The 19,309-nt window shown below is 72.4% G+C and carries 15 protein-coding genes; 8 read left to right on the top strand and 7 right to left on the bottom strand.

From position 1 onward, the window contains the following. Nucleotides 1-29 precede the first annotated feature (29 nt). Complete coding sequence (locus tag ABD332_RS48955; protein WP_344512039.1) at nt 30-758, top strand: hydrolase; 729 nt, start codon at nt 30-32, stop codon at nt 756-758. Between the two features lie 109 nt (nt 759-867). Further along, nucleotides 868-2,553, top strand: a complete 1,686-nt coding sequence (locus ABD332_RS48950; RefSeq protein WP_344512037.1) for an ATP-binding protein — start codon at nt 868-870, stop codon at nt 2,551-2,553. Here ABD332_RS48950 and ABD332_RS48945 read toward each other — a convergent pair. The 6 genes from ABD332_RS48945 to ABD332_RS48920 form a co-directional block, all read right to left on the bottom strand. Beyond that, nucleotides 2,519-4,042: a glycosyltransferase family 2 protein gene (locus tag ABD332_RS48945; RefSeq protein WP_344512035.1), complete on the bottom strand. Its 1,524-nt coding sequence runs from the start codon at nt 4,040-4,042 to the stop codon at nt 2,519-2,521. The two genes, ABD332_RS48950 and ABD332_RS48945, sit on opposite strands and share 35 nt — an antisense overlap. Beyond that, nucleotides 4,039-5,142 carry a HEAT repeat domain-containing protein gene (locus tag ABD332_RS48940; RefSeq protein WP_344512033.1) on the bottom strand — a complete coding sequence of 368 codons (1,104 nt, stop codon included), beginning with the start codon at nt 5,140-5,142 and terminating at the stop codon, nt 4,039-4,041. The genes ABD332_RS48945 and ABD332_RS48940 overlap by 4 nt, the downstream gene beginning before the upstream one ends. Continuing rightward, the gene (locus ABD332_RS48935; RefSeq protein ID WP_203847576.1) at nt 5,139-5,513 is read right to left on the bottom strand and encodes a response regulator transcription factor; all 375 of its coding nucleotides are present in this window, start codon (nt 5,511-5,513) and stop codon (nt 5,139-5,141) included. The genes ABD332_RS48940 and ABD332_RS48935 overlap by 4 nt, the downstream gene beginning before the upstream one ends. Nucleotides 5,514-5,638: 125 nt before the next feature. Then, entirely contained in the window at nt 5,639-6,256 is a 618-nt protein-coding gene (locus ABD332_RS48930; protein WP_344512029.1) for an SRPBCC family protein, read from the bottom strand. Between the two features lie 148 nt (nt 6,257-6,404). Beyond that, nucleotides 6,405-7,961: a S8 family peptidase gene (locus ABD332_RS48925; RefSeq protein WP_344512027.1), complete on the bottom strand. Its 1,557-nt coding sequence runs from the start codon at nt 7,959-7,961 to the stop codon at nt 6,405-6,407. A 229-nt stretch (nt 7,962-8,190) separates the two neighbouring features. Then, complete coding sequence (locus ABD332_RS48920; protein WP_344512026.1) at nt 8,191-9,891, bottom strand: CBM96 family carbohydrate-binding protein; 1,701 nt, start codon at nt 9,889-9,891, stop codon at nt 8,191-8,193. 406 nt (nt 9,892-10,297) lie between these two features. Here ABD332_RS48920 and ABD332_RS48915 point away from each other — a divergent pair, with 406 nt between their 5' ends. The 4 genes from ABD332_RS48915 to ABD332_RS48900 all read left to right on the top strand — a co-directional run bounded on the left by ABD332_RS48915 (nt 10,298) and on the right by ABD332_RS48900 (nt 13,993). Beyond that, nucleotides 10,298-10,516, top strand: coding sequence for a DUF7455 domain-containing protein (locus ABD332_RS48915; protein WP_033364102.1), 219 nt, complete (start codon nt 10,298-10,300; stop codon nt 10,514-10,516). Nucleotides 10,517-10,627: 111 nt separating this feature from the next. Continuing rightward, nucleotides 10,628-12,109 carry a putative bifunctional diguanylate cyclase/phosphodiesterase gene (locus ABD332_RS48910; protein WP_344512020.1) on the top strand — a complete coding sequence of 494 codons (1,482 nt, stop codon included), beginning with the start codon at nt 10,628-10,630 and terminating at the stop codon, nt 12,107-12,109. 83 nt (nt 12,110-12,192) lie between these two features. Beyond that, nucleotides 12,193-12,429 carry a hypothetical protein gene (locus ABD332_RS48905; RefSeq protein ID WP_344512018.1) on the top strand — a complete coding sequence of 79 codons (237 nt, stop codon included), beginning with the start codon at nt 12,193-12,195 and terminating at the stop codon, nt 12,427-12,429. Nucleotides 12,430-12,466: 37 nt separating this feature from the next. After that, nucleotides 12,467-13,993: an ATP-dependent DNA ligase gene (locus ABD332_RS48900; RefSeq protein ID WP_344512016.1), complete on the top strand. Its 1,527-nt coding sequence runs from the start codon at nt 12,467-12,469 to the stop codon at nt 13,991-13,993. Nucleotides 13,994-15,122: 1,129 nt separating this feature from the next. Here ABD332_RS48900 and ABD332_RS48895 read toward each other — a convergent pair. Beyond that, nucleotides 15,123-15,908: an SURF1 family cytochrome oxidase biogenesis protein gene (locus ABD332_RS48895; RefSeq protein ID WP_344512014.1), complete on the bottom strand. Its 786-nt coding sequence runs from the start codon at nt 15,906-15,908 to the stop codon at nt 15,123-15,125. Between the two features lie 96 nt (nt 15,909-16,004). On the opposite strand from ABD332_RS48895, the gene ABD332_RS48890 reads away from it, so the two are divergent. Next, nucleotides 16,005-18,710: a cobyrinic acid a,c-diamide synthase CobB gene (locus ABD332_RS48890; protein WP_344512013.1), complete on the top strand. Its 2,706-nt coding sequence runs from the start codon at nt 16,005-16,007 to the stop codon at nt 18,708-18,710. After that, nucleotides 18,710-19,294 (top strand): GNAT family N-acetyltransferase, encoded by a 585-nt coding sequence (locus ABD332_RS48885; protein ID WP_344512011.1) that lies wholly within the window; start codon nt 18,710-18,712, stop codon nt 19,292-19,294. Before ABD332_RS48890 ends, ABD332_RS48885 begins: the two co-directional genes overlap by 1 nt. The last annotated feature ends 15 nt before the right edge of the window (nt 19,295-19,309 follow it).

Below are 19,309 nucleotides of genomic sequence, written 5' to 3'. Positions count from 1 at the left end.
AGCAGCCAGCCCCAGGGAAGAGAGCCCACATGATCGACCAGCTCGTTGACGGCCACGTCCACACCGCCTTCTCGTCCGGCCGGGACAGTGTCAGCGTCCTCGTGGCCAGCGCCGAGCAGGCGGGGCTGACCGAGGTGACGTTCGCCGACCGCGTGGGTCCCGACACGAGCTGGCTGTCGCCGTACCTCGCCTCGATCCAGCGCGCCCAGCAGCGCACCGACCTCGTCCTGCGCCGCGGCGTCGAGGTCGAGGCGATCGGCATCGACGGCTGGCTGGCGTTCCCGTCCGACCTCAACGGCCTCGAGGTCATCTCCGTCGGGCTCAACCGGCTGCCGCTGCCCGCCGGGCTGCTCAGCCCCGATGCCGTGCGCGGGCTCATCGACAACGGCACCATGCGCGCCCTGGACGTCATCGACCAGGTGGTCACCGTGACGGGCCTGGCCGTGGAGCGGGTCTCCCGCTACGCGCCGACCCGCCTCGCCCGCCCGCTGGACTTCCTCGCCCGCGCCGGCATCGACGAGTCCGCGGTGCCGGACGCGGCGATCGCCGACCTGGTCGAGGCGTGCCGCACCAACGGCACGGTCGTCGAGGTCAGCGAGCGGCACCGGCTGCCCGGGCTGCGCTTCGCCCAGGCGTGCGCCGAGGGCGGCGTGCGGCTGGTCGCGGTCAGCGACGGCGTCCGCGCCAGCGAGGTCGGCTTCTACCGCTACGTCCGCGAGGTCGCGGCGGCGCTGCAGTGCTCGCCGGCCACGGCCTGAACGGTTTCACCCACGGGCACGCGGCCCGCAGCCCGCGATCCAGTCAGGACCCGCCGTTATCCGCTCGAAAAGGGCAGATCGCGGCGGGTCCGACTTTAGGATCGAAGATGTGTCGAAGGATCGCGAACTCGTCCTCGTCTCCCTGTTGCAGGAGGCGACCCGGATCGCGAACGAGGCGGACAGCATCGCCGACGCCGGGCTGCCGGTGATCAAGGCGGTCTGCGCCGCCACCGGCTGGGACGCCGGCCACCTGTGCCTGCCCGACGAGCGCGACCGGCGCGTCTTCGTGTCCACGGACATCTGGTACGAGGAGGTCCCCGACTCCTTCGGCGGGCTGCGCAGCGCGAGCGAAGGGCTCCGGTTCACGTACGGCGGCGGCATCGTCGGCAGCGCCGCCCGCACCGGCCGCCCCGTCTGGACGGCGGACGTCTCCACGGACGTCAACTTCATGCGCGCCCGCATCCCGGGCGCGACCGCGGGCGTCGGCGCCGCCATCGCCTTCCCGATCACCGCCCGCGGGGTCGTCGCGGCCGTGCTGGAGTTCTTCACCATCGAGCCGGCGGACCCCGACCCGCGACTGCTGGAGATCATGGCCGACGTCGGCATCCAGCTCGGCCGGGTCGCCGACCGCATGGCCGCCACCCAGGCGCTGCGCTTCGGCACCGAGCGCATGGAGCGCATCCTCGACAGCTGCATCGAGGCCTTCGTCGCGATGGACGAGGGCGGCATGATCACCGGCTGGAACGCCGCCGCCGAGAAGGTCTTCGGCCTGTCGAAGGAGGAGGCGATCGGCCGCCGGCTGGCCGACACGATCGTGCCGCCGCGCTTCCGCGAGGCCCACCACCTCGGCGTCGGCCGCTTCCTGACCACGGGCGAGCGGCACGTGCTCGACAACCGGATCGAGATCGCCGCCTGGCACGCCAACGGCTACGAGTTCCCGATCGAGCTCGCCATCTGGGCCGTGCGGGACGCGATGCAGGGCTGGAGCTTCAACGCCTTCGTGCACGACATCACCGACCGCAAGCGCACCGAGGACGCGCTGCGCGCCGCCTACGAGCACGAGCGCGAGGCGGTCTCCCGGCTCCGCGAGCTCGACCTGGTCAAGAGCGACTTCGTGGCGACCGTGTCGCACGAGTTCCGCACGCCGCTGACCAACGTCATCGGCCACCTGGAGGTCCTCACCTCCGGCGAGGCCGGCGAGCTCAACCCGGCGCAGGCGCGGATGCTGCAGGTCATCGGCCGCAACTCCGACCGGCTGCGGGCGCTCATCGAGGACCTCCTCACCATCTCCAAGGTCGAGGCCGGGGTCTTCGACCTCGAGCTGGTCCGCACCGACCTCACCGATGTGCTCGTCGCCGCGCGCAAGGCCGTCGAGCCGCGGGCCAAGCGCCGCGGCCACCGCCTGGAGCTGCGCACCGCCCCGCACCTCGGCACCGTCGACGCCGACCCCGAGCAGCTCGAGCGTGCCCTGGTCAATCTGCTGGTCAACGGGATCAACTTCACCCCCGACGGCGGGCTCATCGAGATGACCGCGCAGCACGACGGCGACCACGTGGTGATCGTGGTCCGCGACACGGGGGTCGGCATCGACGAGGCGGAGCAGGGGAAGCTCTTCACGCGGTTCTTCCGCGGCACGTTCGCCGTCCGCGAGGCCGTGCAGGGCGCCGGGCTCGGCCTGGCGATCACGAAGACGATCGTGGAGGGTCACGGCGGCGAGATCGCCGTCGAGAGCGTCGTCGGCGCCGGCACCACCTTCACGATCAGGATTCCACGTGAACGTCCTCTTTGGCTGTGACCTGCTCGGCCGGTGACTTCACCGGTGACTTCCCGGGCGTCTTCGCCGGGGCCTTCTCCGGTGTCAGGACCGTCTGGAAGCCGGTGCGGGTCATCTGGCCCCACTCGTGCTTGCCGCCCTTGATCGCGGCCCACATGCCCATCGTCCGCCACATCGCGGTCAGCTGCCGGTAGCCGAAGTTCTCCAGCACCGACGCGAGGACCGAGGCGATGAGGTCCGTCCAGCGGTGGTACCGGTGGAACGAGTACTCCTCGACCGTCAGCGCGATCAGGTTCAGCAGCAGCGCGTAGCCGTACGCGACGGCGACGAACACGAGCGCGAACCGGGCGTCGATCGCGCCGACGTACAGCCCGAGCGGGACGAGGACCACCCCGGCCAGCTCGACGATCGGCGCCAGCAGCTCGAACAGCACGTAGTAGGGCATCGCGACGAGCCCGATCCGCCCGTACCTCGGGTTCAGGATCATCGACCGGTGCTTGCGGAGGATCTCGGTGATGCCCCGGTGCCACCGGCGGCGCTGCTTGCCGAGCACCTTCAGCGAGCTGGGCGCCTCGCTCCAGGACACCGGCTCGGCGACGAACACGATCCGGTAGTCGCGGCGCTGCCGGCGCAGGTGCCGGTGCAGCCGGACGACCAGCTCCGCGTCCTCGCCGATGCAGTCGTGGTCGAGCCCGCCGACCTCGACGAGCAGGTCCCGGCGGAAGATGCCGAACGCGCCGGAGATGATGAGCAGCCCGCCGATCCTCGACCAGCCGGTCCGGCCCAGCAGGAACGCCCGCAGGTACTCCACCACCTGCACCCTGGGCAGCCAGTTGCGCGGCATCCGGACGTCGACGATACGGCCGGCGACGACCGTGCAGCCGTTCGCGACGCGGATGACGCCGCCGGACGCGACGGTGCGGATCGGGTCGTCGGTGAAGGGTTTCGCCACCGACAGCAGCGCCTGCGGGTCGAGCACCGAGTCGGCGTCGACCATGCAGACGAGCGGGTACTGGGCGACGTTGATGCCCGTGTTGACCGCGTCGGTCTTGCCGCCGTTCTGCTTGCGCACCACGACGAGCGGATCCGGCCGCTCCCTCGGCACGTGCACCGACTGGATGCGCCCCCGGGTGGGGGTCGCGTCGGGCACCACGCGGGGCACCTCGACCAGGCCGAACTCCTCCTGCAGCCGCTCGAACGTGTCGTCGGTGGATCCGTCGTCGATGACGATGACCTCGAAGACCGGGTAGCGCAGGGCGAGCATCGCCTGGACCGACTGCACGATGCCGGCCGACTCGTTGTACGCCGGGACCAGCACCGAGACCGGCTGCGTGAGCGGGCTGCGGTACGTCTCCTCGTGCCCGGCGAACGGCACCCGCCGCATGTGGTGCACGAACTCGGCCGACGCGAGCACGATCAGTACCAGGTAGCTGGAGTTGATCAGCAGGAAGTACGTCAGGATGAACACGTCCGTGACGGTCAGCAGCTGCCGCACCCAATCGGCGATCATGGCACGAGTTGCCTGCGGTGGTCGTCGAGCTCGGCCGCGGCCAGCGCCTCGCGGGCGTGCGCAGCGCCGAGCAGGACCCGCTCGTCGTCGGGCTCGGTCTCGGCCCGGTGCTCCGCCGCGGTGAGCGCCGCCCGGCCGGCGCCGCCGAGGCGCAGCAGCGAGCGGGCCGCGTTGTGGGCCACCACGTACTCGATGTCGGACAGCAGCACGGTCAGCGCGGACGCGGCGGTGACGGCGCCCAGCTCGCCGAGGGCCTTCGCGGCCTCCGCCCGCAGGGCGACGGGGCGGTCCGGCTCGAGGGAGTCGAGCAGCGGCGCCAGGGCGGTCCGGGTGCCGAGGCGGCCGAGGGTCCGGGCGGCGCTGATCCGCACGTCGAGCGACGGGTCCGCGCGCAGCGCGCTCTCCACCCGTACGGTGGCACCGACGGCACCGATGAGGCCGAGGACCTCCGCGGCGGTCGCGCGGATCGGTGCCCGCGGGTCGTCGAGGCTGGCGAGCAGCGCACCCTGCGCGGCGGTGCCGAGCCTGGTCAGCGCGGTCGCGACGACCTGCTGCGGGACCATGCGCCGGCTGGCCAGGGTGGCGAGCAGCGGCTGGGTCGCGCCGGCGTCGCCGATTCGGCCGAGTGAGCGGGCGGCGACCACCCGGACGTCGGGGTCGGGGTCGCCGAGCAGGTCGCACAGCGGCAGCAGCGCGTCCTTGCGGCCCAGGTTGCCCAGCACCTCGGCGGCCTGCGCGCGGGCCACCGGGTCGCGCCGGCGCAGCCGGCTGCGGGCCCGCCAGGCGGCGCCGCGGCGCTCGAACACGTCGACGAGCGTGGTGTGCGCCTCGCCGCGGACCTTGCCCAGCAGGGCGATCGCGTTGGGCTCCACCGCCTGCCAGACCTCGTCGGACAGGCGCACGAGCGCCTCGACCTGCTCGGGGTCGTCGTCCCCGGCGGCGATGGCGAGCAGCAGCCGGCGGGCGGGCGTGGCGAGCTTGGCACGGCGGGCCTCGCGGGCGCGGCGCACGGCCCTGCCGCCGACGATGAGGCCGCCGAAGACCAGCGCCGCGACGAGCAGGACGGCCAGCGCCACGAGGGCGGCGCCGGCGAGCGTCACGTGCGCATCCGCGCCAGCACGGCCTCGACGCGGCTCACCAGTTCCCGGGGGCTGAAGGGCTTGACGATGTAGTCGTCGGCGCCGGCGCCGAAGCCGACTTCCACGTCGCCCTCCTGGGCGCGGGCCGTGAGCAGGATGATCGGCAGCGCCTTCGTGCCGGCGTCCTGCCGCAGCTGGCGGCACACGTCGATGCCGGACATGCCGGGCATCATGACGTCGAGCACGACGAGGTCCGGCGGGTTCTGGGTCGCCTCGGTGAGCGCGGCGAGCCCGTTGTCGACCGCGACGACGTCGTAACCGGCCTGCTCGAGCTTGAAGGCGACGAGGTCCCTGATGTCCATGTCATCGTCGGCGACCAGGATGGCGGTCATGAGCAGTCCTCGCCCCTCTCACCCTTCATGAGATTTCATCATATGTGGCTTTTCGGGTGATTGTTCGCTGATCGACAAAGGACGCCGGCCTGCGGCCGGCGCCCCTTCTGTCCTGTCCGGAGTGCTCAGATCCGGGTCTGCCGGCCGCGGGCCTGCATGTGCTGCATGGGGCCGAGGTTGCCGGCGGCGGGCGGGCCCTGCGGCGGGCGCTCGTTGGAGGCGTGCGTCATGCCGGACGCGGACGCGATGCCGCGCGCGATGGTCGCCGGCGTCGCCGTCACGGGGCGGTTGGTGGCCGTCGCCGCCGGGCGGTTGACCGTGGTCTTCGTGGCGGCCTCCTCGCAGAAGCGCTTGAAGCCCTTGAGGTCCGCCTTGAGCCGCCGGTTGAGCACCTCGACGGCGTGCTGCTCGGTCGGCATCAGCTCGCGGGCGTCGATCTGCAGCTCCGCGATGACCCTGGTCATGCCGTCGGCCATCGGCTCGAGCCGCAGCGCCTCGCTGACCTGCGGGCCGTCGAGGGCCTCCCAGCACAGGAACTCGCCGGGGCGCGTCTCGGTGATCCGGGCGTCGAACTCCGCGCGGTTGCCGCCGATGTCCAGCACCATGTGGGCCGTCGAGGCGTCGATCGGCGCCATGCTCATCACCCCGGACATGAACTGCGGATAGTTCTCGAAGTGGGTGAGCTGCTCGTACGCGACCCCGGCCGGGACGGCCACCTCAATGGACTCTCTCGCTGTGCTCATGGCGACCCCCTAGTCTCGGATGCCCAAACACCGTACCGACGGGTTAGACCTAGTTGAGACCGATTCGCGGTTTCTGCAACGGTTGACAACGCCGATGGCCCCCGCGCCATCGCGCGGGGGCCATCGGTCACCAGGGGGAGGTGAGCAATCAGATGGTCAGGGTCCAGGTGTCCAGCGTGCCGGTGTCGCCGGCGAAGACGTCCTGCACGCGGAGGGTCCACACGCCGTTGCGGGTCTCCGTGGAGAGGTTCACGGTGTAGGTCGCGGTCAGGTTGGCCACGTCGTCACCGGAGATCGAGGACTTCAGCTTGTACGCGGTGCCGTCCGGGGCGATCAGGTCGACACGCAGGTCGCCACGGTCGGTGTGCTTCACGGCCACCTTGACGGTCGAGGTCTTGGAGGCGGTCCCGGCGCAGCCGGCGATGGTGACCTTGCTGTTGACGGTGGCCCGGTCGGCGATGAAGTAGTCGGCGTTGTTGGAGGCCGCGGCGCAGGTGGTCGGGGTGGTCGGGGTGGTCGGCGTGGTCGGGGTGGTGGTCGGCGGGTTGGTCGGCGCGGTCGTGGAGATCAGCGCGGTGGTGTTGAGCAGCTTGTTGGGCGAGCCGGAGCCGGCGCCCGTGACCTTGCCGCTGACGGCGCCGTTGACGATCGCGTCGCGGACCTGCGCCGGGGTGGCGGTCGGGTGACCGGCCAGGTAGAGGGCGGCCGCGCCGGCGACGTGCGGGCTGGCCATCGAGGTGCCGCTCATCTTGGTCGTGCCGGTGTTGCCGCTGTTGGCGCTGGACAGGATGCTCACGCCGGGCGCGAACAGGTCCAGGCAGCTGCCGAAGTTGGAGAAGCTGGCGCGGGCGTCCTTGCTGTCGGTGGCGCCGACGGTGATCGCCTCGGGCAGGCGGGCCGGGGACTTCGTGCAGGCGTTGGCGGAGTCGTTGCCGCCGGCGACGACGTACGTGACGCCCGACGCGATCGACTTCTTCACCGCGTCGTCGAGCGTGGAGCCGGCCGAGCCGCCGAGGCTCATGTTGGCGACGGCGGGCTTGACGGCGTTCTTCGTCACCCAGTCGACGCCGGCGATGATCTGCGAGTAGGAGCCGCTGCCCTGGCAGTCCAGCACCCGGACGCCGACGAGCTTGACGTCCTTCGCGACGCCGTAGGTGGCGCCGCCGACGGTGCCGGCGACGTGCGTGCCGTGGCCCTGGCAGTCCGTCGCGTCCGAGTCCTTGTCGACGAAGTCGTAGCCGGACTTGGCGCGGCCGCCGAACTCGCTGTGGGTGAGCCGGATGCCGGTGTCGATGATGTACGCGGTGACGTTGCTGGCCGGCCCGTAGGTGTAGCTGCCGTTCAGCGGCAGGGCCGCCTGGTCGATGCGGTCCAGGCCCCACGTCGCGCCGGACTGGGTGGCCTCGACCTGCACGATGCGGTCCTGCTCGACGTACTTGACGGCCGGGTCGGCGGCGAGGCGGCGCGCGGAGGTCGCGCTCATCTTGCCGGAGAAGCCCTTGACGGTGCTGTCGAACCGCGTGCTCACCGAGCCGCCGACCTTGCCCGCGAGGGCGTCGGAGGACGTCGTCGAGCCGTCCTTCAGGACCACGATGTAGCGGTCCTTGAGCGCCCCGGCCTCGCCGGCACCGCGGACGATGCCCTCGGCGGGGGCGGCCGCGGCGGCGGATGCGAAGGAGAAGGAGCCGGCAGCGGCGGCGGTCATGGCCAGAACAGTGAGGACGCGGCGGTTCATCATATGTCTACATCCCTTGCTTTCACATTTGCTGTCATTGCCTTGCAGAAACAAGATTGCGGGCCGTCGGTGGTGCTCCCGGGACCCGCCGGGTAGCAGCGCAGTTGCCCCGTCCCCCGGCTCGGGCCGCTGGTCGGCGACCGGTGGACACCGAAAAAGGGCCGCCCGGGACGGGCGGCCCTTTTCTTCGGAGACGGGGTCAGATCTTGACGTTGAAACGCGGGTCGGCGGCGATCTTCTGGAACGCCGCGAGGGCCTCCGGGGTGTCGTCCATGCGGATGTCGTGACCGTTCTGGTCCTTGGCGGTCTCGAAGTAAACCAGGCCCTTGATCTGCGGCATCTTCGCCAGCTGCGGCAGGACGGTGGCGAACACGTTCGCCTTGTTCTTGCCGTCGACGACCGTCGACGAGTCGTAGACGCCCCACTCGGCGACCATGATGGGCTTGCCGGGGTGCTTGGTGGTGGCCCAGGTGTACCAGCCGGGGAACTTCGCCGGGGCGTTGGTGCGGTTCATCATGTAGTTGAAGTCACCGGTGTGGAAGCCGCCGGGCTGCGCGTTGTTGTAGGTGTCGACGCCGACCCAGTCCACGACGTCGTCGCCGGGGTAGAGGTCGCCCCACCAGGACGTGTTGTTCCACTTCTCGTAGTTCATGTAGGCGACGACGAAGACGGCGTTGGTGACCCCGTTGGCCTTCATGCGCAGGACGGTGTGGCGGAACATCGCGGCGTAGTCCTTGGCGGTCATGCCCGAGCCCGCGGTGGCGACGACGTCGTTCTCCGGCTCGTGGTGCAGGACCATGAAGAACTTCTTCGTGCCGTAGTTGGTCTTGATGTAGGTCGAGAGGCGGTCGATGCGGGCGTCCTGGTCACCGTTGGCGACGTTGGCCCACTTCGTGCCGTAGCCGACCTTCCAGTTCAGCATCAGCGTCCGCGGGTTGGCCGGGTCGCTGGTCATCGCGATCTCGTTCTTGGTGGGGAAGAGCTCGTCGCCCTTGTGGTACGTGTGATAGATCGTCGACGTCCGGCCGCTCTTCTGCTCGAAGGTCTTCAGCGCCTCGTCGCGCGGCACGTCGGAGAAGCCGCCGGCGGCCGCGCCCCACAGCACGCCGCAGGACGGGACGAGCTTCGCGTCGACGGCGCAGCCACCGGCCGGCGTGGTCGGTGCCGGCGTCGTCGGGGCGGGCGTCGTCGGCGTGGCCACGGGCTTGCTCGGGGTGGGGGCCGGCTTGCTCGGGGTGGGAGCCGGCTTGGTCGGCGTGGGGGTGGCCTCCACCGGCGGCTTGGTGGCGGCCGGCCGGGCGACGGTGAGGTTCAGGCTGGGCTTGCCGGTGGCCGCCTCGGAGGACCTGAAGCGGGCCGGGGTGTTGGCGACCCGGGAGGTCACCGCGAACGTGTACGTCCCGGCGCCCTTGACGACCGCGCTGACGTCGAAGGTGACGGTGGCCGCATCGCTCTTCGGCTTGGCGTTGCTGACGACCGCGCCGATCGCCGGGTCGTTCTTCGCCGTCAGGGACTTCTCGGTCCAGGTCGTGTCGGCGACCCGGCTCAGCGACAGGGTGTTCGGCAGCGCCTTGCTCTCCCGGGTCAGCACGACCTGGGCGTTCTTGACGGTCGCGCCGGGGCCGGGGTTCGCGACCGTGAACTTCAGGTACGTGACCATCGTGTCGGCGCCGGAGCGGCCGGCGACGAGGGTGTCCGAGGCGCCGAAGTTGAACGACGGGCGGCTGCTGGAGCTGTAGCCGTCCTCACCCGCTCCGGTGCGGACGACGCCCGTGGTCGCGGCGCCGGCGGTGCCCGTGGTCTCCGCGCCGGCCATGCCGGTGAGGGACACGGCGCCGGCGGTGGCACCAATGGTGAGCGCGGCGAGCGGCATCAATGCGCGGGTGTGGCGGCGAATCATGTATGTAGGCCCTTCCGTGGATGCGAATCCTGTGGATCGGTGTTGCCGTCCGGCCGGTGTCATCCGGACCTCCACAAGATTCGGCACCTCGGGGTACACCCCTGGTTCGCCGTGCGTTGCCGTTCGGGTGCCCGGTCCTTGTGCGAGCTGTCCACAGTGGACCTGGCAGACGTGCACGGTGCGGAAATGCCAGGTGGTGTCGGGAAGTTGCCGGGCGGGTATGTGACGTTCACCCGTGATGCATCAGACGAACGGACGGAGTCGGCAACCTGCCTGTGACCAAAAGCCAACGCTTACGAACTAGTCGCTTAATTCAGGCGAACGTACTGTTAGGTAGGTAAGGCTCAACACTCAGAAAAGCCACATTTCAAGCAGCAGCTGACCGCTTCGACTCGAGGAGACTGAGATGACCCCGATGCTGATCTCGCGCCCGGCCGTTCACGTCGTCCCCGAGCTGACGGGGGAGCGCTGCGACAGCTGCGGTGCCGCCGCCAAGGCTCGTGTGACCTTCGGCGCCGCCGGCGACCTGGCCTTCTGCGGGCACCACACCAACAAGTTCGCCGACCGGATCGCCGCCACCGCCGACAAGATCGTGGTCGAGGCGGGCTTCGACTGGCGCGGCTGACACGCCGACCCGCGAAGGCGGGCTTCCCCACGGGGAGGCCCGCCTTTTGCTTGCGCGCGTGTTGTCCGTTAGGTAGCGAAAAATCGGATTTGTGATAGATAGCATCGGAGCGTGCGACGCAAGCCGAGCCCTCATCCGCGACCCGCCCCGATGGTGGGCCGGCCCGCCGCCCTGCTCGCCGTCGCCGGAGTGTTCCTCGTCGCGTTTTCGCTGGCTGTACCGGCGATGCTCCAGCAAGCGCTGTCCGGCCTCGCCATGCTCGTGGCGCTCGCCGCGGCCGGCGCGGCGGTGCTGCTGGTGCGGCAGCGGTCCGATCGGCTCAGGCAGTCGCTCGCCAGCTCGTCGGCGCGCAGCAAGGGGCTGGAGCGGGAGCTGCGGCAGCGCGCCACCCGTGACCCGGTGACCGGGCTGGCCAACCGGCGGCAGCTCACCGAACGGCTCGACAGGGTGCTCACCGGGGCGTCGCCGCCGGGTTTCACGGTCGCGCTCCTCGACCTCGACGGCTTCAAGGACGTCAACGACACGCTCGGCCACGAGGCCGGCGACGAGCTGCTCAAGCAGGTGTCGCACCGGCTGCGGGCGGCGCTGCCCGACGCCGACGTCCTGGCCCGCCTCGGCGACGACGAGTTCGCGGTCGTCTGGCGCGGCGCTTCGGACGCGTTCGAGGCGGCGTTCGCGCAGCTGCGGCCGGCGTACCCGGTGGCCGGCCGCCAGGTGCACCTCACCGGCAGCGCCGGGCTCGTCGCGGTCGGCGACCAGCGCAGCTCCGCCGACGTGCTGCGCGACGCCGACCTGGCCCTGGACGCGGCGAAGACGGCCGGCAAGGACCGGGTCGTCCGCTTCGAGCCCGACCTGCGCACCGCCGCGGCCCGCCACCGCGAGCTGGCCTCGGGGCTGCGCCGGGCCCTTGCCGCGGGCGAGTTCGAGCTGCACTACCAGCCGGTCGTCCGCCTGCTCGACGAGCGGGTCACCGCGGTCGAGGCGCTGCTGCGCTGGCCGCCCGGCGGGGTGCCGCCGCTGACCTTCATCCCGGTCGCCGAGGCCATCGGGATGATCGTGCCGCTGGGCTGGTGGGTGCTGCGGCAGGCGTGCACCGACGCGCGGGCGTGGTTCGAGCGCGACGGGGTCGCCGTGACCGTCAACGTGTCCGGGCACCAGCTGCGCGAGGAGGACTTCGCCGAGCGGGTCCTCGCGGTGCTCGACGAGACCGGGCTGCCGCCGGCCGCGCTGGTCCTGGAGCTCACCGAGTCGGTGCTCGTCGACGACGCGGAGCGCACGGCGCGGCTCGGATTGCTGCGGGAGCGGGGCGTGCGGATCGCCGTCGACGACTTCGGCACCGGGTATTCGTCGCTGGCGTACCTCGTGCACCTCCCGGTCGACATCCTCAAGATCGACCGGACCTTCACGGCCTCGGGTGTCGACTCGACCCTGATGAAGGTGATCCTGCAGCTGGCGGAGGGGTTGTCGCTGCACACGGTCGCCGAGGGGGTCGAGACCGCCGCGCAGGCCCAGGCGTTGAAGGCGCTGGGCTGCCAGTACGCGCAGGGCTACCTGTACTCCCGGCCCGTGCCGGCGGCGCAACTGTCGTTTTGACGGTGTCACCCTGTCCGCAACCCGGCGGACACGGCGGTACACCTGCGGGAGCGTGTGATTGGAGGAGCCGAAGGGGGTACAAGATGACGCCGCAGCTTCTGGAACACGTCCGGGCCGAAGCGCTGTTCGTCTCCGACGTGCAGTCCTCCGATCAGATGAGCCCCGAGCACATCCGCACCGCGGTGATGCGCAGCGTCCGGCGGCACGGGCCGCGTGGCTGCGCCGCACTGGTCGCGCACGAGTTCGGGGAGCACCCCGACACCGCCGTCAGCCGGATGGGCTGGGTTCTGGGCGCGGTGCGGCTGGCGTACGCCGCCTGAGGTGTTCTTGTCGTACCCCTGGGTGAGAATCCGGGGTATGAGATTCGTCGAGCTGGCCTCCGTCTCCGCCGACGTCGCGCGGACCCCGGGGCGCAACGCCAAGATCGACCTACTCGCCGACGCGCTGCGGAAGCTGGAGCCTTCCGAGCTCTCGCCGGGCGCCTCCTACCTGTCCGGTGAGCTGCGCCAGCGCCAGACCGGCGTCGGCTATGCGTCGCTGCGGGAGCTGCCACCGCCCGCCGACACCGCCTCCCTGTCCGTCACCGACGTCGACGAGGCCTTCGCCGCCATGTCGCGGCTGTCCGGCAAGGGCTCGCAGGCGGCCCGGCGGCAGGCCGTCGCCGAGCTCTTCGGCGCCGCCACCGAGCCCGAGCGCCGCTTCCTGATCGGCCTGCTCAGCGGCGAGCTGCGGCAGGGCGCCCAGGCCGGCCTCCTCGTCGACGCCGTCGCCCGCGCCTCCGGCGTCCCCATCGCCCAGGTCCGCCGCGCCCTGCTGCTCGCCGGCGACCTGAAGCTCGTGGCCGTCGACGCCCTCACCGGCGGCACCGACGCCCTCGCCGGCTATGCGCTCACCGTCGGCCGCCCGCTCTCCCCGATGCTCGCCCAGAGCGCCGCCACCCCCACCGACGCCCTCGCCGACACGGGCGTCCCCGCCGCCGCCGACACGAAGATCGACGGCGTCCGCATCCAGGTCCACCGCGACGGCGACCAGATCTCGGTCTTCAGCCGCAGCCTCGACGACCTCACCGCCCGCGTCCCCGTGGTCGTCGAGGCCGTCCGCGCCCTCGACGTCACCTCGATCGTCCTCGACGGCGAGGCCGTCGGCGTCGACGACACCGGCCGCGCCGTCCCCTTCCAGGAGACCTCCAGCCGCGCCGCCCGCCGCGACGGCACCGCCGTGCTCCAGCCGTTCTTCTTCGACATCCTGCACCTGGACGGCGCCGACCTGCTCGACGAGCCGGCCTCCGTGCGCTGGGCGGCCCTGGAGCGCGCCGTCCCCGCCGGCCTGCGCGTCGAGCGCACCATGCTCACCTCACCCGACGACGCCGAGCGCGTCTTCGCCGCCGCCGTCGCCGCCGGCCACGAGGGCCTCGTCATCAAGTCCGCCGCCGCCCCCTATGACGTCGGCCGGCGCGGCTCCGCCTGGGTCAAGGTCAAGCCCCGCCACACCCTCGACCTGGTCGTCCTCGCCGTCGAGTGGGGCCACGGCCGCCGCAAGGGCCTGCTGTCCAACCTCCACCTCGGCGCCCGCGACCCCGACACCGGCGGCTTCGTCATGCTCGGCAAGACCTTCAAGGGCATGACCGACGAGATGCTCCGCTGGCAGACCGACCGCCTGAAGTCCCTCGCCGTCGAAGAGTCCGACTGGGTCGTCAAGGTCCGCCCCGAGCTGGTCGTGGAGATCGCCTTCGACGGCGTCCAGAAATCTCCCCGCTACCCCGGCGGCGTGGCCCTGCGCTTCGCCCGCGTCCTGCGCTACCGCGAGGACAAACGCCCCGAAGACGCCGACACCATCGCCGCCGTCCGCGCCATCCACACCTCCACCCACCCCACCGACTCCTGACCCGATCCCCACCCCCACTGACCTCGCCACCCACCCACCTCGCAGCCGGGCGTCCTGGCTCGTGCGCCCTTGCCCCACGGCGTGCGTCCTGCCTCCGCAGGCGGCGTCCTGCCTCCGCGGGCGGGCTGGTCGCGGGGCTCCGGGGTCGGGCTGGGTCGTGACGTTGGTGCCGTTCGCGCGGGTGGGCCGCTGTGCTGTCGCCGACGCGGGCAGCCCGGCAGTGGCGCTGGCCTCTGTCGGTGGAGTGTTTGTGCCGCCGGCCTCCGCGTGCGGTGTCCTGCCTCCACGGGCGGGCTGGTCGCCGGGCTCCGGGGTCAGGCTGGGGTCGTGACGTTGCTGTCATTCGCGCCGGTGGACCGTTGTGTGGTCGGGCCGTCGCGGGCAGCCCGGTTGTTGTGTCGGCCTCTGCCAGTAGACCGTTGCGCCGCCAGCCTCCACGGCGGTGTCCCGCCTCCGCGGGCGGGCTGATCGCTGGGCTCCGGGATCGGGTTGGGGTCGTGACGTCGGTGCCGTTCGCGCGGGTGGACCGTTGTGCCGCCGGTCTCCGCGGGCGGTGTTCTGCCTTCGCGGACGGGTTGTGTCGCCGGCCTTCGCGGGCAGGTCGATTGTGGTGCCTATCTCCGTCCGTGGGTCGGTTGTGGGCCGGTCTCTGTGGGTGGGGCGGGTCGTGACGAGCGGGCCTTGGGCTCCGTGACGGGTTGCCCGAGAGTGAGCCAGGGTGGGCTGTGGGTGCCCGGTTGGTGGGTGTGTTGCTCGCCCAGGTGCGAGTGGGGCCTTCCGGCCCCCGCCGGGTGGGTTCGGTTGCGGTGGCCTCCGTGGGCAGGCCGGTTGTGGCGCCGGCCTCCGGGCCCGTCGGATTGTGGTGCCGGTCTTCGTGGGCAGGCCGGTTTGTGGTGAAGTGTCCGTGTATCGGTTGAGATGCGGTCGCTGTCCTTATTAGCGGAGTCGTGTTGAGCGGACGCCTGTGCACAGCGTCGACTGCAGCGGATTTCTCTGCCGCTCACAGACGCCCCTGTCGGCTTCTGGACTCGAGCGGGGCGACAGGTCGGCTGCTCGTGATCCCGAACTGTTCTGGTAGTCCTGGATACCGGAACCGCGCGGGATCAATGGCTTGTGGCGCGTGTGGGGGTTATGCGGGGGAGTCCGCGAGGTCGTCGAGGAGGTCTTCGGGTTCGGGGCCTCGGGCTTCCTTGCGGGCGAGGTAGGCGAAACCGAACAGCGTGAGGATGGCCAGGAGCCACCACTGCAGGACGTAGCCGGCGTTCTGCAGGGCGTTCTGCTTCTCGGGGGCTACCGCGGTCAGGCCGGGGGCGGGCTGGTCGGTGCTGATGTAGGCGTTGTACACCGGGTACGGCATCGACGGGGCGAGGGCCGACGGGGTGATGCGGCGGATCTCCAGGCGGCCGTTGACCTCCTTTGGCGGGCCGCCGCGGCTCTCCGACGGGCGGAGGCGGCCGAGGATGGTCTGCTCGCCGGGCGGGGCGGGAGGGACCGACGGCATGGCGAGGGCGCCTGACTCGGCGGGGGGCACCCAGCCGCGGTCGACGAGCACGGCGGTGCCGTCGGACAGGACCAGCGGGGTGAGTACCTCGAAGCCCACCCGGCCCTCGACGGTGCGGCCGCGGACGAGGATCTCGCGGGACGGGTCGAACTGGCCGGTGACCCGGACGCGGAGCCACTCCGTGTCGGCGTGGGGGGCGGGGCCGGTGGTGCCGGGGGTGCCGGCGGGGCGGGGGACGGCGTCGGTGAGCGGGACCGGGGTGGCCGACGTGCCCGCCGTGATGCGGGCGTTGATCGACGCGCGCTGGTGATAGCGGTCGAGCTGCCAGAGGCCCAGAAGCACCATGACCGTCGCGGCGGCGACGGTCAGCGCGGCGTAGCCGAGCCACCGGGGCGACGCGAGAAACCGGTACACAAGCAAGAACGGTATCCGGTGCGTTCCGGACAGTTGCTGTGGCGCCCACCCGGTATCGTCCGGGACACACGTTTGCCCCAGCGCCAGAGGAGCATCATGAGCACGATCCCGAGGCTGGTGATCAGCGCGCCATCCTCCGGTCACGGCAAGACTGCCGTTTCCGTAGGCCTGCTGTCCGCGCTGTCGGCCCGGGGTTACCGGGCCGCCGGGTTCAAGATCGGTCCGGACCACGTCGACGCCGCGTATCTCGGGCTGGCCGCGGGGCGGCCCGGGCGGAATCTCGATCCGCGGATGATCGGGGCGAAGCGGGTGGGGCCGCTGTTCGCGCACGGGGCCCAGTCGCTGGACATCGCGGTCGTCGAGGGCACGATGGGGCTGTTCGACGGGCTCGCGGGCCGCACCGACAGCGAGTCCACGGCGCAGATCTCCGGCCTGTTGCGGGCGCCCGTGGTCCTGGTCGTGGACGTCGGCGCCATGGGGCAGTCGGTCGCCGCTCTGGTGCATGGCTTCCGGGCGTACGACGAGCTCCTGTGGCTCGGCGGCGTCATCCTCAACCGGGTCGCCTCGTCGCGACACGAGCAGCTGCTGCGCGAGGCGCTCGACGACATCGGGGTGCCGGTGCTCGGCGCACTGCGCCGCCACGCGCTCACCGACATCGGCGACGCCGGCGCGCCGCTGCCGTCGCGGCACCACGGGGTCGCGCCCGTTGTCCACCACAACCTCGACGCGGTCCGCGCGGTGCGGCGCCTCGGCGAGGTGATCGCGGGCGCCGTCGACATCGACCGGGTGATGGCCCTGGCCCGCTCCGCGCCCCGGCTCACCACCGACCCGTGGAACGCCGCCGAGGAGGTCGCCGCCGCGCGGGTCGCCGAGCCGGCCGTCACGCGCATCGGCCGCCGCCCGGTCATCGGGGTCGCGTTCGCCTACCCGGAGACCGCCGAGCTGCTCACCGCCGCCGGTGCCGAGGTCGTGCCGTTCGACCCGCTGCGCGACGAGGCGCTCCCCGCCGGCGTGGACGGTCTCGTCGTGGGCGGCGCGCTCCCCGAGTCGTACGCGGAGGAGCTCGGCTTCAACACCCGCCTCCGCGCCGCCGTCGCCGCGCACGCCGCCGCCGGCAAGCCGATCGCCGCGGAGGGCACCGGCCTGGTGTGGCTCTGCCGCGACTTCAACGGCCGGCCCATGTGCGGCGTCGTCGACGCCTCGGCCCGCGAGACCGACCTGGTCGTCCTGGGGTACCGGGAAGCGACCGCCCGCAGCTCGTCGGTGCTGCTCCCGGTGGGTGCCCAGGTCGTCGGGCACAAGATGCACCGGACCACGATCAGCCCCCGGGCCGGCCTGCAGGCCGCCTGGACCTGGGCCGGCGGCCCCGCGGAGGGCTTCGTGCACCGCGGCGTCCACGCGTCGTACCTCGGCCTGCACTGGGCCGGCACGCCGTCCATCGCGTCCCGCTTCGTGGCCTCGGCCGGCGCCGCCGCCACGCCGGTGCACGGGCAGTGGACGACACCGAGCACCCATCCGTATGGCCGTCCGTCCGTGGCACCGGCGGCGCAAGCCCCGTCGGGCGGCACGACCCTGCAGTTCCCGGCCGCCCCGGTGAGCGGCACCGCCGCCGTGCCGGCAGCGGCGGACACCGGCGACGCCCGGATCGGCCTGACCAAGCCCGACCCGGCGCGCACCCCGGCCCCGCCCGGCGCGAGCCCCGTCTCCGCACCGGCCGGCTTCGCCCCGTCCGGCCTGGGCACGTCCGGGCTGGGAACGCCCCCGGCCGCCAGCCCCGTGTCGGTCCCCGGCCCGGTCTCGGCACCCGCCGGGTACACCGCCCCGCCGACGACGTACTCGCCGCCCGCTCCGGTGGTCGGCCCGGGCGCGCTCCCGGTGGCGGACGCCGAGGAGCCGCCGACCGCGGCCATCGCGACCCAGGAGCCCCGGCGGCCCCAGTCGCCGATCGCGGCCATCGCGACCCAGGAGCCCCAGCGGCCCCAGCCGCCGGCCGCGGCCGGCAGCGCTCAGGACGAGCAGCACGAAGACCAGGACGGCATCGCGTCGAGCCCGTTCGGCCCCACCAGCCGGGTGGCGGTCGCCCTGGCGTCCGCGAGCCAGACCGCCGGAGCCGAAACTGCGGTGGCGGGCGGCGCCGGAGCGGACACCGCGGCTGCTGAGGCGAGCGTTGGGGTGTCTTCCTCCGCGAACGCGCCCGCGACGGCCTCCGGGCTGCCATCGTCTGGGGTTGTGCCGACGACTGTCTCCGCTCCGCCCATGTCCGTCTCGACCCCACCCGCAGGCACGGCCCCCGGCGACGCCGCCGAGGCCGCCGGATCCGTCGCCGCGTCCAGCCCTGTGTCCGGGCCCGGCGTGGCCGGCGCGGGTGCCGTCGCGGTCGACGCCGTGATCGCGGCCGGCCAGGCCGGCGCCGCCGAGGCCGCCGGATCCGTCGGCGCGTCCGGGCCGGTGTCGACCCCGCCGTCGAGCGCCGGGAGCGGCCACCAGTGGCCGGCCGATCCGGCGACGTCGGCGGCCGTGCCGGTCTCGCCCGCCCCGATGCCGACCGTCGCCGCGCCCGTGTCGGCGGCGCCCGGCGGGATGACGGCGATCCCCGCCGCCGAGCGCCTGGAGGAGGCGCCGACGGCGTACCTGCAGCTGCCGGTCCAGGAGAGCGACCCGGTCTCCGCACCCCCGGCCACGACGCAAGCGCCGCCGGCCACGCCGCAGGCCGTGGTGCAGCGGCCGGCGACCGAGGTGGGCGAGGGGGACGGGCCGCCGACGTCGGGTCCGCCCGCCGGCGGTGCGACGGAGGCCGCCTAGTGTCGACCTGGTCGGTGGCGCTGCGCCGCTTCCCGTTGCTGTCGGTCCAGACGCCCAGGCTCACGGTGCGCCCGCTGTGCGCCGACGACGACAAGCGGGTCGGTGAGATCTTCGCCGACAAGCTCGTCCGGCGGTGGCTGCCGATCGCGCAGGACGACAACAGCGAGTTCGACGGCTACGCCTGGTGCACGGAGCTGGCCGTCGAGCGCCGGGACAGCGGCGCCGGCGACCACTACGGGATCGTGCGGCGTGAGGACGAGCGGCTCGTCGGCTGCCTGTGGACGAAGAACACGGACTGGCTGACCAGGTCGACGGAGATCGCGTACGCGGTGGCCGCCGACGCCCGCGGCTACGGCGTCGCGCCCGAGGCGGTCGACGTACTGGCGCTGTCGCTGCTGCTGGAGCACCGGTTCCAGCGCATCGAGCTGCGGGTCGCCCCCGGCAACGTCGCGTCGCGGCGGGTCGCGGAGAAGGCCGGCTTCACGTACGAGGGGCTCATGCGCAACGCTGGGTCGCTGCACACCGGCCGGGTGGACCTCGAGAGCTGGTCACTGGTCCCGGCCGACATCAGCGGCGGTGCCTGAAAACAAAGGCCAGAA

The sequence above is a fragment of the Dactylosporangium maewongense genome (assembly GCF_039531485.1).
Taxonomy (GTDB): Bacteria; Actinomycetota; Actinomycetes; order Mycobacteriales; family Micromonosporaceae; genus Dactylosporangium; species Dactylosporangium maewongense.
This window is presented reverse-complemented; position numbering and strand designations above follow the sequence as displayed.